This window comes from Streptomyces sp. NPDC091387 (assembly GCF_044756945.1).
Classification (GTDB): Bacteria; Actinomycetota; Actinomycetes; order Streptomycetales; family Streptomycetaceae; genus Streptomyces.
The window spans coordinates 125,978-147,147 of record NZ_JBIVTZ010000008.1; the positions used below are offsets into that span (position 1 = coordinate 125,978).

The 21,170-nt window shown below is 71.5% G+C and carries 20 protein-coding genes, 2 pseudogenes and 1 riboswitch; of the genes and pseudogenes, 12 read left to right on the forward strand and 10 right to left on the reverse strand.

Annotated features, from left to right (window positions below; all coding sequences use genetic code 11):
- The 5 genes and pseudogenes from ACIQM0_RS17990 to ACIQM0_RS18010 form a co-directional block, all read left to right on the forward strand.
- Positions 1 to 235: pseudogene (locus ACIQM0_RS17990) on the forward strand (flavodoxin-dependent (E)-4-hydroxy-3-methylbut-2-enyl-diphosphate synthase); the annotation flags it as partial.
- 204 nt (positions 236 to 439) lie between these two features.
- On the forward strand, positions 440 to 2,401 hold the full coding sequence (gene dxs, locus ACIQM0_RS17995; protein WP_401287482.1) for a 1-deoxy-D-xylulose-5-phosphate synthase: 1,962 nt from the start codon (positions 440 to 442) through the stop codon (positions 2,399 to 2,401).
- Positions 2,398 to 3,792 (forward strand): aspartate aminotransferase family protein, encoded by a 1,395-nt coding sequence (locus ACIQM0_RS18000; protein WP_401287485.1) that lies wholly within the window; start codon positions 2,398 to 2,400, stop codon positions 3,790 to 3,792. Before dxs ends, ACIQM0_RS18000 begins: the two co-directional genes overlap by 4 nt.
- Positions 3,793 to 3,859: 67 nt before the next feature.
- Positions 3,860 to 4,468 carry an XRE family transcriptional regulator gene (locus ACIQM0_RS18005; RefSeq protein ID WP_363028848.1) on the forward strand — a complete coding sequence of 203 codons (609 nt, stop codon included), beginning with the start codon at positions 3,860 to 3,862 and terminating at the stop codon, positions 4,466 to 4,468.
- Positions 4,469 to 4,515: 47 nt separating this feature from the next.
- Positions 4,516 to 4,692, forward strand: a complete 177-nt coding sequence (locus ACIQM0_RS18010) for a DUF6126 family protein (protein ID WP_363028846.1) — start codon at positions 4,516 to 4,518, stop codon at positions 4,690 to 4,692.
- Positions 4,693 to 4,720: 28 nt separating this feature from the next.
- Here the strand turns inward: ACIQM0_RS18010 and ACIQM0_RS18015 are convergent, their stop codons facing one another.
- A complete protein-coding gene (locus ACIQM0_RS18015; RefSeq protein WP_401287489.1) occupies positions 4,721 to 5,533 on the reverse strand; it encodes a tyrosine-protein phosphatase in 813 nt (270 codons plus the stop codon).
- 434 nt (positions 5,534 to 5,967) lie between these two features.
- Positions 5,968 to 6,157, forward strand: a riboswitch (cyclic di-AMP (ydaO/yuaA leader).
- Positions 6,158 to 6,160: 3 nt separating this feature from the next.
- Between ACIQM0_RS18015 and ACIQM0_RS18020 the strand changes: the two genes are divergently transcribed.
- Together ACIQM0_RS18020 and ACIQM0_RS18025 are read left to right on the forward strand one after the other, a co-directional pair.
- On the forward strand, positions 6,161 to 7,123 hold the full coding sequence (locus ACIQM0_RS18020) for a peptidoglycan DD-metalloendopeptidase family protein (RefSeq protein WP_401287492.1): 963 nt from the start codon (positions 6,161 to 6,163) through the stop codon (positions 7,121 to 7,123).
- Positions 7,124 to 7,306: 183 nt separating this feature from the next.
- Positions 7,307 to 8,152, forward strand: coding sequence for an SGNH/GDSL hydrolase family protein (locus ACIQM0_RS18025; RefSeq protein ID WP_401287495.1), 846 nt, complete (start codon positions 7,307 to 7,309; stop codon positions 8,150 to 8,152).
- Between the two features lie 15 nt (positions 8,153 to 8,167).
- Here ACIQM0_RS18025 and ACIQM0_RS18030 read toward each other — a convergent pair whose 3' ends face one another.
- The 6 genes from ACIQM0_RS18030 to ACIQM0_RS18055 are packed head-to-tail and all read right to left on the reverse strand — an operon-like array spanning position 8,168 to position 14,335.
- Entirely contained in the window at positions 8,168 to 9,049 is an 882-nt protein-coding gene (locus tag ACIQM0_RS18030) for an STM4011 family radical SAM protein (RefSeq protein ID WP_401287498.1), read from the reverse strand.
- 7 nt (positions 9,050 to 9,056) lie between these two features.
- Positions 9,057 to 10,430 carry an STM4012 family radical SAM protein gene (locus ACIQM0_RS18035; RefSeq protein ID WP_401287501.1) on the reverse strand — a complete coding sequence of 458 codons (1,374 nt, stop codon included), beginning with the start codon at positions 10,428 to 10,430 and terminating at the stop codon, positions 9,057 to 9,059.
- On the reverse strand, positions 10,427 to 11,242 hold the full coding sequence (locus tag ACIQM0_RS18040; protein ID WP_401288012.1) for an STM4013/SEN3800 family hydrolase: 816 nt from the start codon (positions 11,240 to 11,242) through the stop codon (positions 10,427 to 10,429). Before ACIQM0_RS18040 ends, ACIQM0_RS18035 begins: the two co-directional genes overlap by 4 nt.
- A 37-nt stretch (positions 11,243 to 11,279) precedes the next feature.
- On the reverse strand, positions 11,280 to 12,425 hold the full coding sequence (locus ACIQM0_RS18045) for an STM4014 family protein (RefSeq protein ID WP_401287504.1): 1,146 nt from the start codon (positions 12,423 to 12,425) through the stop codon (positions 11,280 to 11,282).
- Positions 12,406 to 13,374 (reverse strand): STM4015 family protein, encoded by a 969-nt coding sequence (locus ACIQM0_RS18050; protein WP_401287506.1) that lies wholly within the window; start codon positions 13,372 to 13,374, stop codon positions 12,406 to 12,408. The genes ACIQM0_RS18045 and ACIQM0_RS18050 overlap by 20 nt, the downstream gene beginning before the upstream one ends.
- Positions 13,375 to 13,381: 7 nt before the next feature.
- Positions 13,382 to 14,335, reverse strand: coding sequence for an STM4015 family protein (locus ACIQM0_RS18055; protein ID WP_401287509.1), 954 nt, complete (start codon positions 14,333 to 14,335; stop codon positions 13,382 to 13,384).
- Between the two features lie 175 nt (positions 14,336 to 14,510).
- On the opposite strand from ACIQM0_RS18055, the gene ACIQM0_RS18060 reads away from it, so the two are divergent.
- Positions 14,511 to 14,837: a hypothetical protein gene (locus tag ACIQM0_RS18060; protein WP_362952698.1), complete on the forward strand. Its 327-nt coding sequence runs from the start codon at positions 14,511 to 14,513 to the stop codon at positions 14,835 to 14,837.
- A gap of 89 nt (positions 14,838 to 14,926) precedes the next feature.
- Complete coding sequence (locus tag ACIQM0_RS18065) at positions 14,927 to 15,928, forward strand: DUF6745 domain-containing protein (RefSeq protein WP_401287511.1); 1,002 nt, start codon at positions 14,927 to 14,929, stop codon at positions 15,926 to 15,928.
- A gap of 34 nt (positions 15,929 to 15,962) precedes the next feature.
- Here the strand turns inward: ACIQM0_RS18065 and ACIQM0_RS18070 are convergent, their stop codons facing one another.
- Together ACIQM0_RS18070 and ACIQM0_RS18075 are read right to left on the reverse strand one after the other, a co-directional pair.
- Positions 15,963 to 16,553, reverse strand: coding sequence for a TetR/AcrR family transcriptional regulator (locus ACIQM0_RS18070; RefSeq protein ID WP_401287514.1), 591 nt, complete (start codon positions 16,551 to 16,553; stop codon positions 15,963 to 15,965).
- 74 nt (positions 16,554 to 16,627) lie between these two features.
- Positions 16,628 to 17,836: a Glu/Leu/Phe/Val dehydrogenase dimerization domain-containing protein gene (locus ACIQM0_RS18075; protein WP_401287516.1), complete on the reverse strand. Its 1,209-nt coding sequence runs from the start codon at positions 17,834 to 17,836 to the stop codon at positions 16,628 to 16,630.
- 258 nt (positions 17,837 to 18,094) lie between these two features.
- On the opposite strand from ACIQM0_RS18075, the gene ACIQM0_RS18080 reads away from it, so the two are divergent.
- Entirely contained in the window at positions 18,095 to 18,535 is a 441-nt protein-coding gene (locus ACIQM0_RS18080) for a PPOX class F420-dependent oxidoreductase (RefSeq protein WP_363028826.1), read from the forward strand.
- 99 nt (positions 18,536 to 18,634) lie between these two features.
- Positions 18,635 to 19,903, forward strand: a complete 1,269-nt coding sequence (locus ACIQM0_RS18085; protein ID WP_401287519.1) for an MBL fold metallo-hydrolase — start codon at positions 18,635 to 18,637, stop codon at positions 19,901 to 19,903.
- A gap of 36 nt (positions 19,904 to 19,939) precedes the next feature.
- Here the strand turns inward: ACIQM0_RS18085 and ACIQM0_RS18090 are convergent, their stop codons facing one another.
- Positions 19,940 to 20,074 carry a hypothetical protein gene (locus ACIQM0_RS18090; RefSeq protein WP_401287521.1) on the reverse strand — a complete coding sequence of 45 codons (135 nt, stop codon included), beginning with the start codon at positions 20,072 to 20,074 and terminating at the stop codon, positions 19,940 to 19,942.
- Between the two features lie 32 nt (positions 20,075 to 20,106).
- Between ACIQM0_RS18090 and ACIQM0_RS18095 the strand changes: the two are divergent.
- Positions 20,107 to 21,123, forward strand: a pseudogene (locus ACIQM0_RS18095) (aldehyde dehydrogenase family protein); the annotation flags it as partial.
- Positions 21,124 to 21,170 lie beyond the last annotated feature (47 nt).

Here is a 21,170-nt window from a genome sequence, read left to right on the forward strand (position 1 = left end):
ATGACCGCCGGAGAACCAGTCGTACTGGGTCTCCCCGAGCTGCCGGCCCGGCCGCTCGCGATGCGCCGCCACTCGCGGCGCATCCAGGCCGGGTCGGCGGCGGTCGGCGGGGCGCGCCGGTTTCGGTGCGGTCGGTGACGACGACGCGTACGTCGGACATCGATGCGACTCGACTCCGCGGCAGATCGCGGAGCTGACGGCGTCGGGGTGCCGGACCGTGCGGGTGGCGTGCCCGCCGACGCGGGCCGTGCGGCGGTGCGGGTGCATCCGGGGAACATCACGAAGGGCGAGATCATCAAGACCGTGCCCGAGTCGAGGATCGTCGAGTCCCTCATCGAGGAAGCCCTGAGGACCGCTGAGGGCATGGACGACGCCGGGACACCATCGGGGGTCCCCGCCGTCACCGTGAGCTGAGACAGGATTAGAGAGGGGGCCCGGCATGACGCTTCTGCAGAGCATCCGGGGACCGCACGATCTCAAGACGCTCAACGCACCACAACTCGGCGAACTCGCCGAGGACATAAGGAAGTTCCTGGTGCAGGCCGTGGCCAGGACCGGTGGTCACCTGGGGCCGAACCTCGGCGTGGTGGAGCTCTCCATCGCCCTGCACCGGGTCTTCGACTCGCCCGTGGACCGCATTCTGTGGGACACCGGACACCAGAGCTACGTGCACAAACTCCTCACCGGGCGGCAGGACTTCTCCAAGCTGCGCGGCAAGGGCGGCCTCTCCGGCTACCCCTCGCGTGCCGAGTCCGAGCACGACGTCATCGAGAACTCGCACGCCTCCACGGTGCTCGGCTGGGCCGACGGCCTCGCCAAGGCCAACGAGGTGCTGGGCCGCCCCGACCACGTCGTCGCGGTCATCGGTGACGGAGCACTCACCGGCGGCATGGCCTGGGAGGCGCTGAACAACATCGCCGCCGCCAGGAACCGGCCACTGGTCATCGTCGTCAACGACAACGAGCGCTCCTACGCGCCGACGATCGGCGGCCTCGCCAACCACCTCGCCACGCTCCGCACCACCGACGGCTACGAACGCTTCCTCTCCTGGGGCAAGGGCGTCCTCCAGCAGACGCCCGTCATCGGGCAGCCGCTCTATGAATCGCTGCACGGCGCCAAGAAGGGGTTCAAGGACGCCTTCGCCCCGCAGGGCATGTTCGAGGACCTCGGCCTGAAGTACGTCGGGCCCGTCGACGGGCACGACACCGCCGCCGTCGAGTCCGCGCTGCGGCGGGCGAAGCGCTTCCACGGCCCGGTGCTCGTGCACTGCATCACCGAGAAGGGCCGCGGCTATCAGCCCGCCCTCCAGGACGAGGCCGACCGGTTCCACACCGTCGGTGCGATGGACCCGCTGACCTGCGCCCCGCTCGCCCCGGCGGCCGGTCCGTCCTGGACCTCGGTGTTCGGGGACGAGATCGCCGCGATCGGGGCCGAACGGCCCGACGTCGTCGCCCTCACGGCCGCGATGCTCCACCCGGTGGGGCTGACGAAGTTCGCCGAGGCGTTCCCCGACCGGGTCTGGGACGTCGGGATCGCCGAGCAGCACGCGGCCGTCTCCGCGGCGGGACTGGCGACCGGTGGGCTGCACCCCGTCGTCGCCGTCTACGCCACCTTCCTCAACCGGGCCTTCGACCAGTTGCTGATGGACGTCGCGCTGCACCGCTGCGGAGTGACCTTCGTCCTGGACCGGGCCGGGGTCACCGGGCCGGACGGGGCATCCCACAACGGCATGTGGGACATGTCCCTGCTCCAGGTCGTGCCGGGGCTGCGGATCGCCGCACCGCGCGACGCCGGCCAGCTGCGGGCCCAGCTGCGCGAGGCCGTCGACGTCGACGACGCCCCGACCGTGATCAGGTTCCCCAAGGAGTCGGTGGGGGAGCCGGTGCCCGCCCTCGGCCGGATCGGCGGCATGGACGTACTGCACCGCGACGAGGACGCCGACGTCCTGCTGGTCGCGGTCGGCGTCATGGCCCCCGTCTGCCTGCGGGCCGCCGATCTGCTCGCGGGCGCCGGCATCCGCTGCACCGTGGTCGACCCCCGCTGGGTCAAACCGGTCGACGAGCAGCTGGCCCCGCTCGCCGCGCGGCACCGGCTGGTCGCCGTCGTCGAGGACAACAGCCGGGCGGGAGGCGTCGGCTCGGCGGTCGGGCAGGCCCTGCGGGACGCCGGGACCGACGTACCGCTGCGCACCTTCGGCATTCCCGAGGAGTTCCTCGCCCACGGGAAACGCGCCGAGGTGCTGGCCGACATCGGACTGACACCGGTCGAGATCGCCGGCCGGATCAGCGCCACGCTGAACGCCGGGGAGCCGGTCGCGGCCGACGGAAACGGACTCCCCGCCGACGACGGGTACGACGGGCGCAACGCCCTGGGCAACGGGCACAAGGAGAGCGGGGCATGAACGACGACGGGCCCAAGGGCTTCGACCTGGCGCAGCTCCTCGCGGAGCGCGGCGCCGAGCGCTACGAGCTGCACACGAAGTACCTCAACCACCAGCTCCCGCGGATGCTTCACACCATCGGCTTCGACAAGGTCTACGAACGGGCCGAGGGCGCGCACTTCTGGGACGCGGAGGGCAACGACTACCTGGACATGCTGGCCGGCTTCGGGGTGATGGGGCTCGGCCGGCACCACCCCGTCGTACGCAAGGCGCTGCACGACGTCCTGGACGCCTCGCTCGCCGACCTCACCCGCTTCGACTGCCAGCCGCTGCCGGGGCTGCTGGCAGAGAAGCTGCTCGCGCACAGCCCGCACCTGGACCGGGTCTTCTTCGGCAACAGCGGTACGGAGGCCGTGGAGACGGCGCTCAAGTTCGCCCGGTACGCGACCGGGAAGCCGAGGATTCTGTACTGCACGCACGCCTTCCACGGACTGACCACCGGTTCGCTCTCGGTCAACGGCGAGGCCGGGTTCCGGGACGGCTTCGCCCCCCTCCTGCCCGACACCGCCATCGAGCTCGGTGACCTCGACGCACTGCGGCGCGAGCTGAAGCGGGGCGATGTGGCCGGTCTGGTCGTCGAGCCGATCCAGGGCAAGGGCGTGCACGCCTCGCCGCCCGGCTTCCTGCGCGCCGCCCAGGAGCTGCTGCGCAAGCACAAGGCCCTGCTCATCGCCGACGAGGTGCAGACCGGGCTGGGCAGGACCGGTGACTTCTACGCCTACCAGCACGAGGAAGGGGTCGAACCGGATCTGGTCTGCGTCGCCAAGGCGCTCTCCGGCGGCTATGTGCCGGTCGGGGCGACCCTCGGCAAGGACTGGATCTTCAAACGCGTCTACTCGTCGATGGACCGGGTGCTGGTCCACTCGGCCAGCTTCGGCTCCAACGCCCAGGCGATGGCGGCCGGGCTCGCGGTCCTCGCCGTGATGGAGGACGAGGAGACCGTGGCGAACGCACGCCGCACCGGTGATCTGCTGCGCGAACGGCTGGCCGCCCTGGTCGGCACCTACGAGCTGCTGCACGAGGTGCGGGGGCGCGGGCTGATGATCGGCATCGAGTTCGGCCGGCCGTCCTCGCTGAAGCTGCGCAGCCGCTGGACCATGCTCCAGGCGGCCCGCAAGGGACTCTTCGCGCAGATGGTGGTCGTACCGCTGCTCCAGAAGCACCGGATCCTCACCCAGGTCTCCGGCGACCACCTCGAAGTGATCAAGCTGATTCCGCCGCTCGTCATCGACGAGGCGGATGTGGACCGGTTTGTGACCGCGTTCACGGCGGTGATGGACGACGCGCACGACGGCGGGCTGATGTGGGACTTCGGCCGGACCCTGGTGAAGCAGGCGGTCGCCAACCGCTGATCAGCGGGGGGTTTGCCTCGGAGGCAAGAAATTTGCCTCCGAGGAAAGTTCCTGGCCCAATGGAGACATGAATCCTCCAGAAGGAGGGGTGGCCGACGAGCTGCCCGGTGTCGCGCCACGCCTGCGCGATCTGCGCCGCGGCCGCGGGCTCACCCTGGAGACCGCCGCCCAGCGCGCCGGGCTCTCGCCCGCCCACCTGTCCCGGCTCGAAACGGGCCGACGGCAGCCCTCGCTGCCGATGCTGCTCGGACTTGCCAGGATCTACGGTACGACGGTCTCCGAACTGCTGGGCGAGATCCCCCCGGAACGTGACGCGATCGTCCGGGGCCGGAAGTTCGAGGGGGCCGAGGCCGACGGCTGGATGTACCAGCAGGCCGGTGGCCCTGGCCGGGCGATGCAGGCGCTGCGCGTCCGGGTCCCGTACGGCGCGCAGGGCGACCTGGTGCGCGTCCACCCGGGCGAGGAGTGGCTGTACGTCCTGGCCGGGCACCTCAGGGTGACCCTCGGGGACACCGTGCACGAGCTCGGCCCCGGCGACAGCGCGCACTTCGACTCGCTCACCCCGCACCGGATCGCGGCGCCGGAGCGCGAGGGCGCCGAGCTGCTCTTCGTCCACACCCTGCTGCAGAGCCCCGCCGCCGAGCTGTGCCTCGGCAGCGGCATCCACCGTCGCTGAGACGCCGTCCCCGCCGCCGGCATGTCCGGTCGCCAGAGAGGACTGTCATGTCCGATTCCGAGAACTACGACCCGCTCACCCCGGCCAAGCACAAGGAGTCCGACTCGCAGGAGAGCAGGATGCCGCGGGGGCTCGTCATCAGGCTGTTCGCCTATCTGGTGGCCGGGCACGTCATCGCGGGCTTCCTCTACCTGCTGTTCGCGGTGGGGATGCACAACCAGTAGCGGGGAGCCCGGTGGCCCGGCCGGCCGGTCACGCGTCGTCGAGGAGGCGCTCGCGCAGCCGCTCCCGGGTCTCGGGGGTGACTTTCAGCCCCTCGGAGAGGTAGCGGTCGGTGCCGCCCCAGGTCTCGTCGATCGCGGCGAAGGCCGCGGCGAGGTATTCGCTGTGGGCGCCGAAGAGCGGGCTGAGAAGCTCCATCACCTCGGGTGACGTCCCGGCCGCAGAGGTGTCGCTGCGGCGCACCCGGTAGCGGCGGTGGGCGTCGTTGGACTTGAGGTAGTCGGCCTCGACGGCCTCGCGCCCGACGCCGACCGCGAGCAGGGACACCGCGATCGAGAGCCCCGCCCGGTCCTTGCCGGCCGCGCAGTGCATCAGGGCCGGGACGCTGTCCTCGGCCAGGGCGTGCAGCACGCGGCTGTGTTCCGCGGTGCGCTCCAGGATGATCGTCCGGTAGGAGGCGACCATGCGGTCTGTCCCCTTGCCGCCATCGAGGAGGCCGCGCAGCTCGTCCATGTTGCCGTCGCGGACCATTCGCCAGAACTCGGTGCCGTCCGCCGGGTCGGTGAGGGGGATGTTCACATTGCGCACGCCGGGCAGCTCGACGTCCGGTCCGTCCAGCTTGAGGTCGGCTGCATTGCGGAAGTCGAAGACGGTGTGGAGGCCGAGACCGCCGAGGAACGCTGCGTCCTCGGCGGTGGCGCCCGCCAGGTGACCGCTGCGGAAGAGCCGCCCGTACCGCACCCGGCGGCCGTCCGATGTGGGCAGCCCGCCCACGTCACGGAAATTACGGACCCCTGCCAGCTCGGGTTCCGTCGACGGGGTCTGCGGCAGCTGCTGCGTCACGGTCACTCCTGGAGGCTCTGCCGCCGACGCGTGTCGCCGACGGGTCCACTCACGTGACGATACGACATCGGATACTCGGGTAATCGTCTCGGTGACGGCCCCGCGCGGACCTCCCGCGGACTCCTGTGCCGACCCCTGTGCGGGTCCCGGTCCGCGGCTCCGACGCGGACGACGGGCACAACATGTCCGTATTAGGGCTTTTAGTCGAACATGCCCCGCTTGAACGGGAGATGGTCGCCCTCTCGTGAGCGGGATCATATCCGTGACGGTGTGTGGCGGCACTCGGGATGGGTAATCCGTGCGCCGCGCGGAAAGCCAAGATCCGTAATCCACGGAGTGTGACCGGAATTCCGCACCGATTTTCCGGAATGGAATCCGGTGTGGAACCTGTGGCTTGTTTCCGCCGTCCCCACTCGCTTACGTTCGCTCTCAATCCGGATGGAACGCCTAATCCTGCCGCCGTCCGGAATTCGCACCCACTCACCGTGTGGCAGGAGCGGGGGAACCAGGTAAGCCGCCGACCGGAGTGATCCGGCCGGCTCGGGGTGAAGTCGCGCCAGGCGCGACCGGGCATCTCCAGCCCGAACCCGACAGCTCACCTCGTAGGCGCCGGAGAGGAAATTCTTCATGCCCATACCGGGTAAGCACCGCCGTCCGAAGTCCAGCACCATTGCCCGTGGCGTCGTCGTCGCGAGCGCCGGCGGAGCCGTCATCGCGCTTCCGCTGCTCGGCGCCACCGGTGCCAACGCCGCGGAGCAGGCCGCTCCCGCCACCGCGAACTCGTCCGCCGCCACGCACACCGCCCCGGCCAAGCCGGTCGCGGAGAAGCAGGCCGGCACCAAGACGTACTCCGTGGTCTCCGGCGACTACCTGTCGAAGATCGCTGCCGAGCACAAGCTCAAGGGCGGCTGGGAGAAGCTGTACCAGGACAACCGCAAGGTCGTCGGCGACGACCCGAGCCTGATCTTCCCGGGCATGAAGCTGACGCTCGGTGGCAAGGCGTGGGGCCACGCCTCCACCACCGGCTCGCACACCTCCGCGGGTACCACCACCCCGTCGAAGGTCCCCTCCGAGGCTCCGGCCAAGACCGAGTCGAAGGCCACCACGGCCTCCAACTCCTCGTCCTCCTCCTCCGACGTCCAGGCGTCCACCGAGACCTCGGCCCCGGCCGAGCAGAGCACCGGCTCCGGTTACGTCCACCCGGTTCCCGGCAACCACACGACCGCCTACCGCGCCTCCGGCGCCAGCTGGTCCAGCGGCAGCCACACCGGCATCGACTTCCCCGTGTCCACCGGCACCAGCGTGAAGGCGATCACCTCGGGCACCGTCGTCACCGCCGGCTGGGGCGGCGCGTACGGCAACGAGGTCGTCATCAAGCACGCCGACGGCCACTACTCGCAGTACGGCCACATGTCCTCGCTCTCCGTCTCCGCGGGCCAGACCGTGACCGCGGGCCAGCAGGTCGGCCTCTCGGGCTCCACCGGCAACGCGACCGGCCCGCACCTGCACTTCGAGATCCGCACGGGTCCGGCGTACGGCTCGGACGTCGACCCGATCGCCTACCTGGCGTCGCACGGGATCAACGTCTGATCCAGGCAGCACCGGTCCGGTGAGCCGGGCCCGAGCAATACAGAGAGGGACGGTGCGCGGCGGCGCACCGTCCCTCTGCTTATTCCCTCTTTACCAAAACCTGACCAGGTGGTCTATCTCACCACCCGTCAACCCCATATTACGGTCGCGTAGGTCACATTCGACGGTGCAGGATATGCCCTTGTGGCAAACGATTCGAGAAACATCCGACAGAGCGTCATCAATCGGCAGGGCGCCATCGAGTCGTACGCGGCGATTGGCGACAGCTTCACCGAGGGAGTCGGCGATCTCGGCCCCGACGGGACTTTCGTCGGCTGGGCGGACAGATTCGCGGTCATCCTCGCGGACCAGCTCCCGGATCCCGGAACGGCACTGCGTGACGCAGGCGCCGCGCACAGGAACTTCAGGTACGCCAATCTCGCCGTACGAGGACGCCTCCTCGACCAGATAGTCGAGGAGCAGGTGCCCCGCGCCAGGGCACTCGCCCCCGACCTGGTGAGCTTCTGTGCGGGCGGCAACGACATCATCCGGCCGGGCACCGACCCCGACGACGTCGCCGAGCGCTTCGAGCGCGCGGTCGCGGAGCTGACCGAATCGGTCGGCACCGTCATGGTCACCACCGGATTCGACACCCGCGGCGTTCCCGTGCTGCGCCATCTGCGCGGCAAGATCGCCACCTACACCGCCCATGTGCGGTCCATCGCGGACCGCTACGACTGCCCGGTACTCGACCTCTGGTCGCTGCGCTCCGTGCAGGACCGGCGTGCATGGGACGGCGACCGGCTGCACCTGTCGCCCGAGGGACACACCCGGGTCGCGCTGCGCGCCGCCCAGGTCCTCGGCCTCGACGTGCCGGCCGACCCCGACCAGGAGTGGCCGCCGCAGGCGCAGCGGCGAACGCTGGAGGTCCGGCGCGACAACATCCACTGGGCCCGCGAGTACCTGGTGCCGTGGATCGGGCGCCGGCTGCGCGGCGAGTCCTCGGGGGACCACGTGGAGGCCAAGCGGCCGGACCTGCTGCCGCTCTGAGCGGTGCGACGCGATTCAGGGACTCACCCGCTCGACGGGATGCGGCGTCCGGGCCGGTATGCGTTCCAGCACGCCCCCGGCGAACACGTCGTACAGCGGCAGCGTCTCCAGATGGACGTAGCCGATGTGGCAGTCGCACACGGCCCGCGGGCAGGCCCGCGGGCCCAAGGCCGCCAGATAGCTGCCGTCGTAGAGATTGCCGAGCTCGGCCCGGACGAAGTGACAGCGGCGCACCGTCCCGTCCCCGTCCACCGAGATGACCGACTCACCGGTCCGGCAGGGCAGCCCGGCCGAACGGTGCGGATGACGGCTGTACGGGAACAGCGGGTCGATCTCCGTCCACCGGCCGGCCTCCTCGTCCGTATAGCTGTGCCCCTCCGCGGCGTTGACCCAGAGGTAGACCTCTTCGGGGAGCGCCGCCCGCAGCCGCCGGGCCTCTTCGAGATGGCCGTCAAGACCGACCACACCGACGCTGTGGCGGATCCCCAGCGACGCCAGCTCCCCGCACCGGGCCAGGAAGCGCTCGTACGGTGTCTGGCCCGGGTGGTACGTGCACCAGAGCGCGATCTTGTCCCGGCCCGCGGTGCCCGCAGCGGCCAGCCACTGCGTACGGCCGCTCAGGTTCGTCTGGATCGCCACCCGGCGGATGTGCGGCAGCCGGGACAGCTCGACCAGGGCCCTGCGGTACCAGGAGCGGACCAGCCCCTCGCCCCACGGGGTGAACAGCACCGAGATCCGGTCGTCGGTCCGTGCCGCCGCCCACGCCGTGAACCGCTCCAGCGCGGCCCGGTCGGCACGCAACTGCTCCCGGCTGTCGCGCCGCTTGGCGAACGGACAGTACGGGCAGTCGTAATCGCAGGACGCGAGCGGACCGCGGTAGAGGATCGTCAGGTCCACGAGGGGCTCATTTCAGCTCGTACGAGGCCATCGCGGCCCGCACGGCGGGGGAGAAGAGGTCGGGGCCCAGGGCGTCGGAGTGCGCCAGCCCCTCCGGCGACAGGCGCAGCAGCCCGGCGGCCGCCCCGTCCGGATCGAGCCAGCCCCGCTCCTCGAACAGGGCCAGCTCCTCGCGGAAGTCCTCGTCGGGGGAGGTGCCGAACCGCTCCCGGTACTCCGGCAGCCGCAGCCCCTCGGCCTGGAGGACCGACTGGAGGAGGTGACGGCGGCGCGCCTCGCCGCCGTCGGCGTAGCGGCCCACCTCGGCGTGCGAGAAGTCCTCGGTCGTCGTGTACTCGTCGATGATCTCCCGCACCTTCCCCATCGCCACGGCGTAGTCGAAGGAGTAGTGCAGCCGAGAGGTGTACGAGCGGGCGCCGCAGCCCAGGCCGATCATTCCGTCCGTCTGGCAGGCGTAGTCGTCGGGGCCATCGGCCCGCGGGGCGTCGGTGCGGCGGAACATCCGCATCGACACCTGCTCGTAGCCGTGGGCGAGGAGGTGATCGCGGCCCGCGCGGTACAGCCGCAGCCGCTGCTCGTCCCAGGCGGACTCCGCGTCCGCGGCCGAGGCGGCGATCCTGCCGAGGCCGGTCAGCGGACGTACGTACAGCGGGTAGAGGTACAGCTCCTCCGGCCGCCACTGCAGGGCCGCGTCCAGCGAGGTGCGCCAGCTCGCCTCTGTCTGTCCGTCGATGCCGTAGATCAGGTCGATGTTGAGGACCGGGATCCGGGCGTCCCGGATCAGCCCGAGGGCCGACTCCACATCGGCACGGCGCTGCGGTCGGACCGCCGCACGTGCCTCGGCCTCGACGAAGCTCTGCACACCGATGCTGATCCTGGTCGCCCCCCGGTCGGCGAGGACGGCCAGCCGGTCGGCCGTCGCGGTCGACGGTGATGTCTCGACCGACAGGGGCACCGACCGGAGATCGGCGCCCATCCTCTTCTCCGCGATGTCGCACAGGCGCTCCAGCTCGCCGGCCGTGAGGAAGGTCGGGGTTCCGCCGCCGAAGGCCGCCGCGGCGAACCGCACCGGTTCCGTGTCGCCCAGCGCGTCCCGTACAGCCGTCGCCTGGCGGTCCAGTGCGTCGAGGTAGCGGGTGGTGAGCTCGTCGGGGGCGCCGATGCGGGTGAAGAGGTTGCAGAAGCCGCAGCGGACCTCGCAGAACGGTATGTGCAGATAGAGCGAGAGGGCGTCCTTGCGTTCCCCGGCCCACAGCTCACTCAGCGCGGGCCGCCCGTCCGGGTGCTCGGACAGGCGGCCGTACGCCGTCTTGTGCGGATAGGCGTAGACGTAGCTCTGGTACGGACGGGGGGTGCGGCGGGGGGAGTGCGGACTGTTCATCGGGCGGTGGCCCCCGTTTCCAGGAAGAAATGGGCGTACGGAACGGTCCAGACGGACTCGTGCCCGAGCCGGTGACCGGTGTAGCCGTCGTCGCCGTACGCCGTGCCGTGGTCGGAGCAGACGACGGCGAACGCGCGGCGGCGGCTGCTCGCGGCGGCGAAGAGGCGGCCGACATGGGCGTCGACGTACTCCAGCGCGGCGGCGTGGGTGGCGCGGCTGTCGCCCGCGTCGCGGGTCGCCCCCGGCAGGTGGAACCAGTTCGGCTGGTGCAGCGCGGAGACGTTGACGAAGAGGAACAGCCGTTGTCCGGCGGGAAGCCGCTCGACGACACGTTCGGCACGGGTCACCTGCGCCTCGAAGGACGTGTCGGAGGCGACGCCGAACTCGGGCTCCCAGTGCGCCTCCTGGAACATCCCGGGCAGTACCGAGCCGAGCGGTGCCCGCCGGTTGAAGAACCCGACGCCGCCGATGCACACCGTGCGGTAGCCGGCCGCGGCCAGGCCCGACACCAGGTCGGGGGTGTCGAAGACGAAGGTGCGCCCGTCGGTGGTCTCGCTGCCCGCGAACCGGGCGGCGAACAGCCGCGGATGCGGCCCCGGGGCGTCCGGCGTGGGCAGGAACCCCGCGAAGATCGCCTGGTGCGACGCGTACGTGAAACTCCCCGGGGCGTGCCGCCGCTCCCACACGCCACCCGGCAGGTGACGGGCCAGGTTCGGGATGCGGCCGGCGGCCGCGAGCTCCGCCGCGACGTCGTACCGCAGGGTGTCCAGGGTGACGAGCAGCAGATCGTGGCTGCCGACGACCTCGCTCATATCGGGGTTCAGGGCGTCCACGACGCCGGAGGGGGGTTCAGGTTGCTGCGTCGGCACGGTGGTTCCTTGCTCTGTTCAGTACGGCGGCGACCTGCGCCGCATAGGTGTCCAGGCCCTCGGCGCCGCTGCCCGGCAGACCGGTCAGCCGCGGCAGCAGATCACCGAAGGCGTTGACCTCACCGACGGCGAAGCGCCGCCAGCCGGTTGACGGCAGCAGGTCGACGCCCACGCACAACGTGTCCGGGAAGGCGGCGCCCGCCCGCTCGCACACGGCCAGGGCCTCGCTCCAGCTGCCGCCCGCCGCCTCGACGGCGGCCCGCGCCTCGTCCAGATCGCCGCGCGCACCGCCGAGGTGCAGATTGGTCATGGGGGAGCGGCTGGTGCGGACGACGGCATGGGTGGCTCGGCCGTCCACCACCACGACCCGCAGATCCGCGGCCCGGCCGCGCTGCGACGCCTTCGGCAGCCAGCGCTCGATGTGCAGACCGTCCGGCGCGAGGGCGTCCACGATCGCCGCCACCTCCCGCTCCGTGGTGAGGTGACGCACCCGCAGCGAGTTGTGGAGCTGTCCCTCCGGGGTCCGCTCGACGGAAGTGGACGCCCGGATCCGGCCGGGCCCGGCCGTCTCGACCGCCAGTACCCCGGAGGCGGAGGACCCGTGCGCGGGCTTCACGAACACCCTCGGCATCCGGCGGTCCGCCATCAGCCCGCGCACATCCGCCCACCCGCGCACGGGCGCCGCGGTGCGGCCCGACGTCGGCGAGGGAGGCACCGGCACCCCTGCCGAGTCCAGCACGCCGTGACAGACGCGCTTGTCGAACAGCACCGCGATGTCGTCGGGATCGTCCAGCAGCACCGCACCCGCCTCTGCCGCCACCCGCGCCACCTCCCGTACGGCGGAGGTGAACCGTGCGTACCAGAGGGACGAACCCTCCACCCTGGTCGGGTCGTCGACGCCGCGCAGCAGCCGCTCGACCTCGGCGTCCTCACCGGGCGAGTCGACGCGTACGGTCTCCCCGGGCAGGAAGACCGCCGCGCCCGTGAGCACGTCGAGCCAGGACACGGTGCGGGCCGGTGGCAGTCCGGCGGCGCGCACGGCGTCCCGGAAGAGGCCGGTCCGGCGGTTGCCGGGAATGCCGACGACCGCGAAGCGCGGCGGCGCGCTATTCGCTGACCGCGACATAGCGGGGCTCGTCGTCCTCTGGATCCCAGGAGTCCGCCTCGTCGAGATCGAGGTGGGTGCCCGACCGGCCGAACAGCTCCCGGAAGCGCTCCATCAGCGGATCGCCGAGGTAGTGGTGATGCAGATCCAGCGACGTCAGATGGGTGAGCGGCTGACCACCGAGGAGCGCCTCGGCTCCGGTGTCGCCGAGGGTGCCCATGGACAGCGCGAGCGACTCCAGCTGGGCGACGACCGGGGCGGAGGCCACTGCCGCGGCTATCTCGTCCTGGATCTCGCTGTTCTGCAGGCCGAGATGGCGGAGCCGGGGAAAGCCGCCGCCCGCCAGCACCGGCCGCAGGTCCTCGACCGTGGCGTCACCGCCGTACCAGGCAGAACCGAGCCAGAACTCCAGCCGCTCCAGGGCGGGCAGTTCGCAGGCCCCGACCGCCCGTACGACATGACCGGGCAGGCCGCCGGACTCGAACCTCAGCGACCTCAGCGCCTCGTGCCGCACCGGACGCAGCCGCAGCTTCTCCTCCGAGGGGACGCTGTCCCCGCCGCCGCGCACGACCAGCTCCTCCAGAAGCGGGAACGCATCGAGCACCGGCGTGATGTCGCACATGTCGAGCCACGACACCTCGCACTCCTCGCCGACCACATCGGCGAGAAACAGCGCGCGCAGATCCGTGAAACGGCCCGCCGCCGAGGCGAACTGTTCGACGACGGGGGCGAGACCGCAGTACTCGTCCTGCCACCAGGGGCCGATCAGCAGGGCCCGGACCCCGGCCGTGTCGACCGTGTCGAGGAAGTGCTGCCAGAGCTCCGGGAACGTCACCTGCTCCTGGCCGCAGTCCAGCCGCCAGGCCACCGACTCCGCCGCGGGCAGCGCCCGGACCTCGGCGCCGTCCAGGAACGGCAGGGTCAGCACGGGAAGGCCGTGGAAGACCTCTGGGTGTTCGATGCCGTTCATCGCCGCATCACTCCGACACCGTGGTGTAGCGCCCCTCGGCCCCGCGGTCGCCCCACGGCTTGCAGCGATCCGAGAGATCGACCCGCACGCCGTACGGCTCCAGGGCCTCGGCGATCCGGCGCTCGACCGGCTCGGAGAGGAAGTGGTGGTGCAGATCGAGCACGTCGAGATGGGTCAGCGGCTGACCCTCCAGCAGCGCGGCCGCGCCCTCGTCCCCGAGGGTGCCGCACGACAGGTCGAGCGTGCACAGCCGGGCCACGAGCGGGGCCGACGCGACGGCCGCCGCGATCTCGTTCTCCACCTCGCTGTTGCGCAGACCGAGATGGCGCAGGGCCGGGAACCGGGTGCCGGACAGCAGCGGTGCGAGATCGGCCACGTCGGTGTCGCCGCCGTAGGCGGAGACACCCAGCCAGAGATCGAGCCGCTCCAGCGAGGGCAACTCGCTGTCCAGCACCCCGCGCACCACCGCGACCGGCAGCCCGCCCGTCTCGATCGTGAGCGAACGCAGGCGCTCGTGCCGGGTGGGCGGGAAGACGAGATCCGTTCCACCACGCACCCCGAGCTCCACCAGCGCGGGGTAGGCGGAGAGCAGAGCGGTGACATCGCTCTGCTGGATCCAGGAGATCTCCGACTCCTCCATCGTCAGATCGCCGACGAACACCGCCTCCAGCGACGTCAGCCGGTCGGCGGCGGCTGTCACGAGCCCGATCGGGAAGGACGAGTCCTCCTCGTACGACTCGCCCCACTGCCCGATGACCAGCGCCCGCACGCCGGCCGGATCGACGGTCTCCAGGAACGAGGCGAACTCCTGATCCCAGGTGCGCTCCTCGTCCTCGTACGGGTCGACCTGGATGCGCCAGGCAGCCGCGCCGGCGGCCGGCCGGGGGCCGTCGTCCGTCCCGGACTGGAAATCGACGGCCGGAAGGCCGAGCAACTCGTGCAGGTGGTCCACATCGGACATGGCCCTGAGCTCCTGATGACGGCGACGGATTGATGTCCGCAAGGTGTATCAAGACCCACTGACAACGGGGCGACCGGGCCCGGCGTCCGGCGCTCCGCGGCTCGTTGTCAGACCCCCGTCGTAGCGTTTTCCACGTGGCCGGCACAGCGGGTGCCGACCGGGATGGGAGACGTCTGTGTACCGGCAGGGCGATGTGCTGATCATGGCGCTGGAGGAGTCCGAGGTGCCCCCGAACCTCCTGGACGCGCCGGGCGAACTGCGCGACGGGCGGGGCCGGCTGGTGCTCGCGCTCGGTGAGGTCACCGGACACGCGCACGCGGTGCCGGGGCCGGGACGGCTGATCCGGGAGGGCGGGGTGTTCGGCCCGATGCTGCTCCACCTGCCCGACGGCGGACGTGTGGTGCACGAGGAACACGCGGTGATCCCGCTCCCCCAGGGCTGGTTCCGCGTGGTGCGCCAGCGGGAGTACGCGCCGGGGGCGGTCCGCATCGTCGCGGACTGACCGGCCCGGCCGGCCGGGCTTCCGGTGCCGGGCGGCGAAGAGAGCGATCCGTGGAACGCGGTCAACAGGGAACAGGGGACGGGGAGACGATGCAGTACGTGGACTCATGGCGGGCCGTGGCGGCGGAGACCGGCGCGGCGGACCGGGCGGCGGCCGAGGACGGGGTGCGGCTCGCCTACCGCAGCGCGGGGCTGGCCGAGCCGGAGGAGTTCGTCTGGGCCGATTCGCCCAAGGAGGCCGTCGGGCTCGTGAAGCAGCTGGCCGACGCCGGCCGCTCGGTCCGGGAGGAGGTGAGGACCCGGCCCTGGGCGGAGGAACGGCGCCGGATGTACGACGAGTTGGGCCCGGCCGGCTGGTCCGCGCTCTGGTCCGCCACCGGCGCCCAGCTGTGGGAGAGCACGGCGGCACTCGCCGACCGGATACGGGCGGGGGTCGTCGCCGGACTCGCCGAGCGGCCCGAGGACGAGCCGGATGTGCGGCTGCTCCTCCTCGACGCGGTCCTGGGGCAGCACGACGCGGCGTGGCTCGCCGCGTTCGACGGCCGGGGCGACCGCCTCGAAGGGCTGTCGGCCGTGGCCAGGAACGCGGGCTGGTGGTGGCCCTACGAGCGTGCCGTGGTGATCAGCGAGCGCCCCGAGGTGCTGCACCGCGACGAGGCGGGCAGGCTCGACCGCGGCGACGGGCCCGCGCTCTCCTACCGGGACGGGTTCGGGCTGTACGCCTGGCGCGGCATGCCGGTGCCCGCCGACTTCCTGGCCGAGCTGACGCAGCTCACCCCCGAACGGATCCGGGCCGAGGAGAACGCCGAACTGCGGCGCGTGATGCTGGAGTTCTACGGATACGACCGCTACCTCAGCGAGTCCGGCGCCGAACCGGTCCACCGGGACGAGACGGGCATCCTCTGGCGGATCGCGCTCGACGGCGACGAGGACGTGGTCATGGTCGAGGTGGTCAACTCCACCCCGGAGCCGGACGGGACGCATCGCACGTACTGGCTGCGGGTGCCGCCCGCGACCCGGACCGCGAAGGAGGGCGTCGCCTGGACGTTCGGACTGCAGGGTGAGTCCTACCGGCCCCTGCGCCAGACCTGACGGGCGCCCCGGAGGGCGGTGCGCGGCCCGGTGATCAGGCCGTCAGCGTCGCGTGGTCGATGCCGAGTTCGCGGGCGAGTGCCTGTTCGGTCCACTCCAGCATCGTGGCCCGGGAGAGCGGACCCGCGTACGAGGTCATCTGCACCGCCAGGCCGTCCAGCAGAGCGGTCAGCCGCCAGGCCACGGACATCGGGTCGTCGCAGTGGAACTCGCCCGCGGCCGCGCCCTCCTCGATGACCTCGGCCAGCTCCGCCTTCCACTGCTGGTCGAGATCGCCCGCCACATTGCGCAGCGCCGGGTCGCGGAGCGAGGCGGCCCAGCCCTCGATCCACAGCCGCCAGCCCTTGGCCTGGCCCGTCGGCGCGTACCAGCGGACGGCTGCGCGCAGCCTGCGCACCGCCGTGGTCCGGCGGGTCAACAGCTTGCGCAGGTGGGTGAGATCGGCCTCGGCCGCGTGCGCGAAGGCGGCGGCGACCAGCTTCTCCTTGGTCGAGAAGTGGTAGAGCACGAGTGCGTTGCTCACACCGAGGACGGAGGCGACATCGGCGATCCGTACCGCCGCGACACCTCGCACCTCGATCTGCTCGACGGCAGCGCGCAGCAGCTCCTCGCGTCGCTCCGTCACACTCAACCGCACTCTTGCCACGGCGTCACCCTAACCAATGCCCGCCCTGGGCAGACCGGGGCGTCGGGGTCCGGTCAGCGGTACCAGCCGAAGCGTTCCGTCATCACCGGCAGCCGGTCGGCGACCACGGCGTGGGCCGCCGCCCGTGGGGTGCAGCCGTCCGCCGCGGCCCGGGTCAGCACGAGTTCGACGAGTGAGCGCATCGCACTCCGGGTGTGCGCGAAGGCCTCTTCGGCGCCGGCTCCGATGTCGCCGAACAGCGTCCACCACCACCAGGCGTTGGTACCGGAGTTGACGACGACGTCGGGCAGCACCGTGATCCCGCGTTCCGCGAGCAGCGCCTCGGCCTCGGGCAGCACCGGCATATTGGCCGCCTCGACCACCCAACGGGCCTTGATGCGGGCCTGGTTCGCCGCATCGATGGCGTAGGAGACGGCCGCGGGAACGAGCACCTCCACGTCCTGGTCCAGCCAGGACCCGGCGGGCAGCTCGCGGTCCGTCGCGCGCAGCGCGCCGCGGTCCACCGTCCCGTGGGCGTCCCGGGCGGACAGCAGGGCCTCGACGTCGAGACCGGCCGGGTTGGCGATCGTGCCCTTGACATCGGCGACGGCGACCACCCGCAGCCCGGCCCGCGACAGGAACCGGGCCGTCGCGCCGCCCATGGTGCCCAGACCCTGCACGGCGACCCGCGCCCCGTCGTACGCGACTCCGTCCCGGTCCAGTGCGGCGAGGGCCGACTCGGCGACCCCGCAGCCGCCGACCAGCTCGTCCAGACCGATGCCGTCCACCTCGACGGCGAAGGCGTCGGCCAGCCGCTGCCGGGCCGCGGTCTCGTCGTCGAGCAGGGGATAGACGGCCTCGATGGAGGAGACGAGCCCGGCCTCCGCCGCCGCCCGGTCGACCAGGTCCTGGCTGAGTCCCAGGTCCTCGCCGGTCGTCCAGATGTTCTCGACGTACGGACGCACGGCCCGCAGGTAGCGCACCAGGACGCCGTAGGCGGCCGGATCGCGGGGATCGCAGTCGATGCCGCCCTTGGCGCCGCCGAGCGGCACGTAGCGGGCCCCGGCGCGGTCCGCGTCGAAGTGGAGGGCTTCCTTCATCGTCATGCCGCGGGCCAGCCCGGTCACCTCGTCGAGCGTGCAGCCCGCCCGCATCCGCAATCCGCCGCTGGACACCCCGCGCACCAGCCGGTCGACGACCAGGTGCCCCTGGCGGCCGGTGACGTGGTCCGTCCAGGTCAGGGAGATCAGCGGGGCGGGCGGGGACACCGGAGGCGTCGTCATCGGGAGTTCTCCTCGGTCACTGCGAGCGGGGCGGGCCCGGGGATGATGCCGCGGAACCGGGGCTCCGCGGCCCGGCGCCCCGTGCGGCCGCGACCGCTTACTGAATCGCGAGTCAGTATCGGGAGATGGGGCGCCGCTGTCAATGCGGCCTGCGCCGAATCACCGCCCGGTGGCCGGACGCGTCCGTGCGGAAGCGCTGCAGCGGATACCCGGTGCCGGATGCGGAATCCTCCGCACGGTCCGGACGTTGGATCCGGCATGACGGGATTCGATGCACAGCAGGATGCGCTCCTTCGGCTGTTCTCCGAAGGGAACAGCGGCGTACTGGTCACGCTCAAGCGGGACGGCAGGCCCCAGCTGTCCAATGTCAACCACTTCTACTACCCCGACGAGCGCATCGTCCGGGTCTCGGTCACCGAGGACCGCGCGAAGACCCGGAACCTGCGCCGGGACCCGCGGGCGAGCTACCACGTCACCAGCGAGGACCGCTGGGCCTGGACCGTCGCGGACGGCACCGCGGACCTCACTCCGGTGGCCGCCGACCCCGAGGACGCCACCGTGGCGGAGCTGGTCACGCTCTACCGCGACGTCCAGGGGGAGCACCCGGACTGGGACGACTACCGCAGGGCCATGGTCAGGGACCGCCGGGTCGTGCTGCGTCTCCACGTCGAGCACGTGTACGGGCAGCCGCGTGGCTGAGGCGGACGGTGCGGGCCGCCATCCCGTTGGGTGTTCTGCTCTCGCACTGTCGTACCCCCCGACCATAATGAGATGACACCGACTCCCTCAGGAGATCTTGTGACCGGCGCTGACTCCAAGCTTCCGCTCCGCACCAGGCTGCGCGCGCTGCGGCCCGCCGACTTCGGGGCCGACCCGGGCGGCACCCGTATGGAGCGCATTCGCCGTTCCCCCAACTTCGTCGACGGGGTGTTCCAGAACCCGGTGGGGGCACGGACCAAGCCGTCGGGGTCCGCTCTGGAGTTCGCGAAGACCTACTTCCGCAAGGAGGAGCGGGCGCTCAGATCGCCGACCGGAGATGTGCCGGTCCACGCCACCACCCTGGCCGATCTCGCCACGCCCCCCGTCTCCGGGCTACGGCTCACCTGGATGGGGCATTCCAGTGTGCTCGCCGAGATCGACGGCCGCCGGGTGCTGTTCGACCCGGTCTGGGGCGAGCGCTGTTCGCCCTTCGCGTTCGCCGGGCCCAAGCGCCTGCATCCCGCTCCGCTGCCGCTCGGTGTGCTCGGCCCGGTCGATGTCGTGGTGATCTCCCACGACCACTACGACCACCTCGACCTTCCGACGATCAGGGCGCTGGCCCGTACGGACACGGCCTTCGCGGTGCCGCTCGGGGTCGGGGCGCACCTGGAGCGCTGGGGCGTGCCCCTGGAGCGGATCCGGGAGCTCGACTGGAACGAGACCACGGAGGTCGCCGGGATCAGCCTCACCGCCACCCCGGCCAGGCACTTCTGCGGCCGCGGCCTTCGCAACCAGCAGCACACCCTCTGGGCCTCGTGGGTCGTCTCAGGACCCGAGCACCGGATCTACCACAGCGGCGACACCGGATATTTCCCCGGCTTCAAGGAGATCGGCGCCGAGCACGGGCCGTTCGACGCCACCATGATCCAGATCGGTGCGTACAGCCAGTACTGGCCCAAGGACCACTCGAACGGCAAGCCGGAGCCCGGTGCGTGGCCGGACATCCACATGAGCCCCGACGAAGGGGTCCAGGCCCATCTGGACCTTCAGGGCGACGACCCGGCGGCCGGCGTCATGCTGCCGATCCACTGGGGGACGTTCAACCTCGCACTGCACCCGTGGGCCGAGCCCGCCGAGTGGTCGATGCGCGCCGCCCAGTTCGTGGGGGCGACCATGGTGGCTCCGCATCCGGGCAGTCCGTTCGAGCCCGCCGATCCTCCGGCGGTCGAACCGTGGTGGCGTGCCGTGGCGGCGGAGCCCGCGGCGGGATGGGGCAACTGGCCCCCGGTCCACGTACAGCTTCCCGGCGGAGCCGTGGCACCCGCCTCCGCTCCCGGCCGTGACCGTGATCGGGCCGCCCAGGCCTGACGGGCGGGATGCCCCTCGGTACGCCTTCGCGGTGCCTCAGGGGCGGAAGGCGCGGCGCACGGCCACCGCGAGGCTGGTGCGGCGGCGGTCGTGGTCGGCGTCCGGGTCGGCCGTCGTCGCGGTGCAGGTGAGGCTGCCGGGCGACCAGGTCATGGCCATGGAGATCACCATGCAGTGCACATCGGCGGCGCGCCTCCGGCGGAGCCCAGGACGTGGATCTGGCGGTGGCGGCCGCCCGGCGGGCCTTCGAGGCACCGTCGTGGGCGGACATCACGCCCTATGAGCGGAGCAAGGTGCTGCTGCAGATCGCCGACGTGATCGAAGAGCACGCCGAGGAGCTGGCCGTACTGGACTCACTCGACATGGGCGGCCCGCTCTGGATGACCCGCTGGCTGGTGGAGCACTCGGTGGAGGTCTTCCGCCACTACGCGAGCTGGCCGACGAAGATCTACGGACAGACCGCGCCCTCCGCCCCGGGCGTCTTCAGCTACACGCTGCGCCCGCCGCTGGGAGTGGTGGGGGCGATCACCGCCTGGAACGGGCCCGTCCTGCAACTGGCGTGGAAGCTGGGCCCCGCGCTGGCGACGGGCAACACCGTGGTCGCCAAGCCGGTGGCCTGGTCGCCGCTGTCCGCGCGGCGGATCGGTGAACTGCTGCTGACCACCGACCTGCCGCACGGTGTGGTCAACATCGTCACCGGCGACGGCGTCACGACGGGCGAGGCCCTGACCGGTCACCGGGATGTCGACAAGATCTCCTTCACCGGATCGCTCGCCGTGGGAAAGCGCATCCTGGAGGTCTCCAGCAAGGACCTCAAGCGGGTGACGCTGGAGCTGGGCGGCAAGTCGCCCACGATCGTCTTCGACGACGCCGACCTGGAGGCCGCGGCCAAGGGCGCCGTCGCCGGATTCGCCCAGGGCAGCGGCGAGGGCTGCGTCGCCGGCAGCCGGATCTTCGTCCAGGGGTCCGTCCGTGAACGGTTCCGGGAACTCCTGCTCCAGGAGATGAAGGCGTACACCCTCGGTGACCCCTTCCACCCGGACACCCGGATGGGGCCGCCGGCCTCGCCCGAGCACTTCGAGCGGGTGTCGTCCTACCTGGACGTGGCGCGTGAGGAGGGCGGGAGCCTGGAGACGTCCGGCGAGCTCGGCCACGGTCTGTACATGCCGCCCACCCTCATCGAGAACGTCGGCGCCGACGCCCGTGTCGTGCGGGAGGAGATCTTCGGCCCCCGGGGGATACCGGCGCCCGCACGGCCGGGCACGGG

What these genes read in the sequence shown, in the direction of transcription:
- ACIQM0_RS18020 (WP_401287492.1), top strand. Translation starts at nt 6,161, where the DNA reads ATGCCCATACCGGGTAAGCACCGCCGTCCGAAGTCCAGCACCATTGCC.
- ACIQM0_RS18075 (WP_401287516.1), bottom strand. Translation starts at nt 17,836, where the DNA reads ATGACGACGCCTCCGGTGTCCCCGCCCGCCCCGCTGATCTCCCTGACC.
- ACIQM0_RS18090 (WP_401287521.1), bottom strand. Translation starts at nt 20,074, where the DNA reads ATGGTGATCTCCATGGCCATGACCTGGTCGCCCGGCAGCCTCACCTGC.
- ACIQM0_RS18005 (WP_363028848.1), top strand. Translation starts at nt 3,860, where the DNA reads ATGAATCCTCCAGAAGGAGGGGTGGCCGACGAGCTGCCCGGTGTCGCG.
- ACIQM0_RS18000 (WP_401287485.1), top strand. Translation starts at nt 2,398, where the DNA reads ATGAACGACGACGGGCCCAAGGGCTTCGACCTGGCGCAGCTCCTCGCG.
- ACIQM0_RS18055 (WP_401287509.1), bottom strand. Translation starts at nt 14,335, where the DNA reads ATGTCCGATGTGGACCACCTGCACGAGTTGCTCGGCCTTCCGGCCGTC.
- ACIQM0_RS18065 (WP_401287511.1), top strand. Translation starts at nt 14,927, where the DNA reads ATGCAGTACGTGGACTCATGGCGGGCCGTGGCGGCGGAGACCGGCGCG.
- dxs (WP_401287482.1), top strand. Translation starts at nt 440, where the DNA reads ATGACGCTTCTGCAGAGCATCCGGGGACCGCACGATCTCAAGACGCTC.
- ACIQM0_RS18035 (WP_401287501.1), bottom strand. Translation starts at nt 10,430, where the DNA reads ATGAACAGTCCGCACTCCCCCCGCCGCACCCCCCGTCCGTACCAGAGC.
- ACIQM0_RS18050 (WP_401287506.1), bottom strand. Translation starts at nt 13,374, where the DNA reads ATGAACGGCATCGAACACCCAGAGGTCTTCCACGGCCTTCCCGTGCTG.
- ACIQM0_RS18080 (WP_363028826.1), top strand. Translation starts at nt 18,095, where the DNA reads ATGACGGGATTCGATGCACAGCAGGATGCGCTCCTTCGGCTGTTCTCC.
- ACIQM0_RS18010 (WP_363028846.1), top strand. Translation starts at nt 4,516, where the DNA reads ATGTCCGATTCCGAGAACTACGACCCGCTCACCCCGGCCAAGCACAAG.
- ACIQM0_RS18045 (WP_401287504.1), bottom strand. Translation starts at nt 12,425, where the DNA reads ATGTCGCGGTCAGCGAATAGCGCGCCGCCGCGCTTCGCGGTCGTCGGC.
- ACIQM0_RS18040 (WP_401288012.1), bottom strand. Translation starts at nt 11,242, where the DNA reads ATGAGCGAGGTCGTCGGCAGCCACGATCTGCTGCTCGTCACCCTGGAC.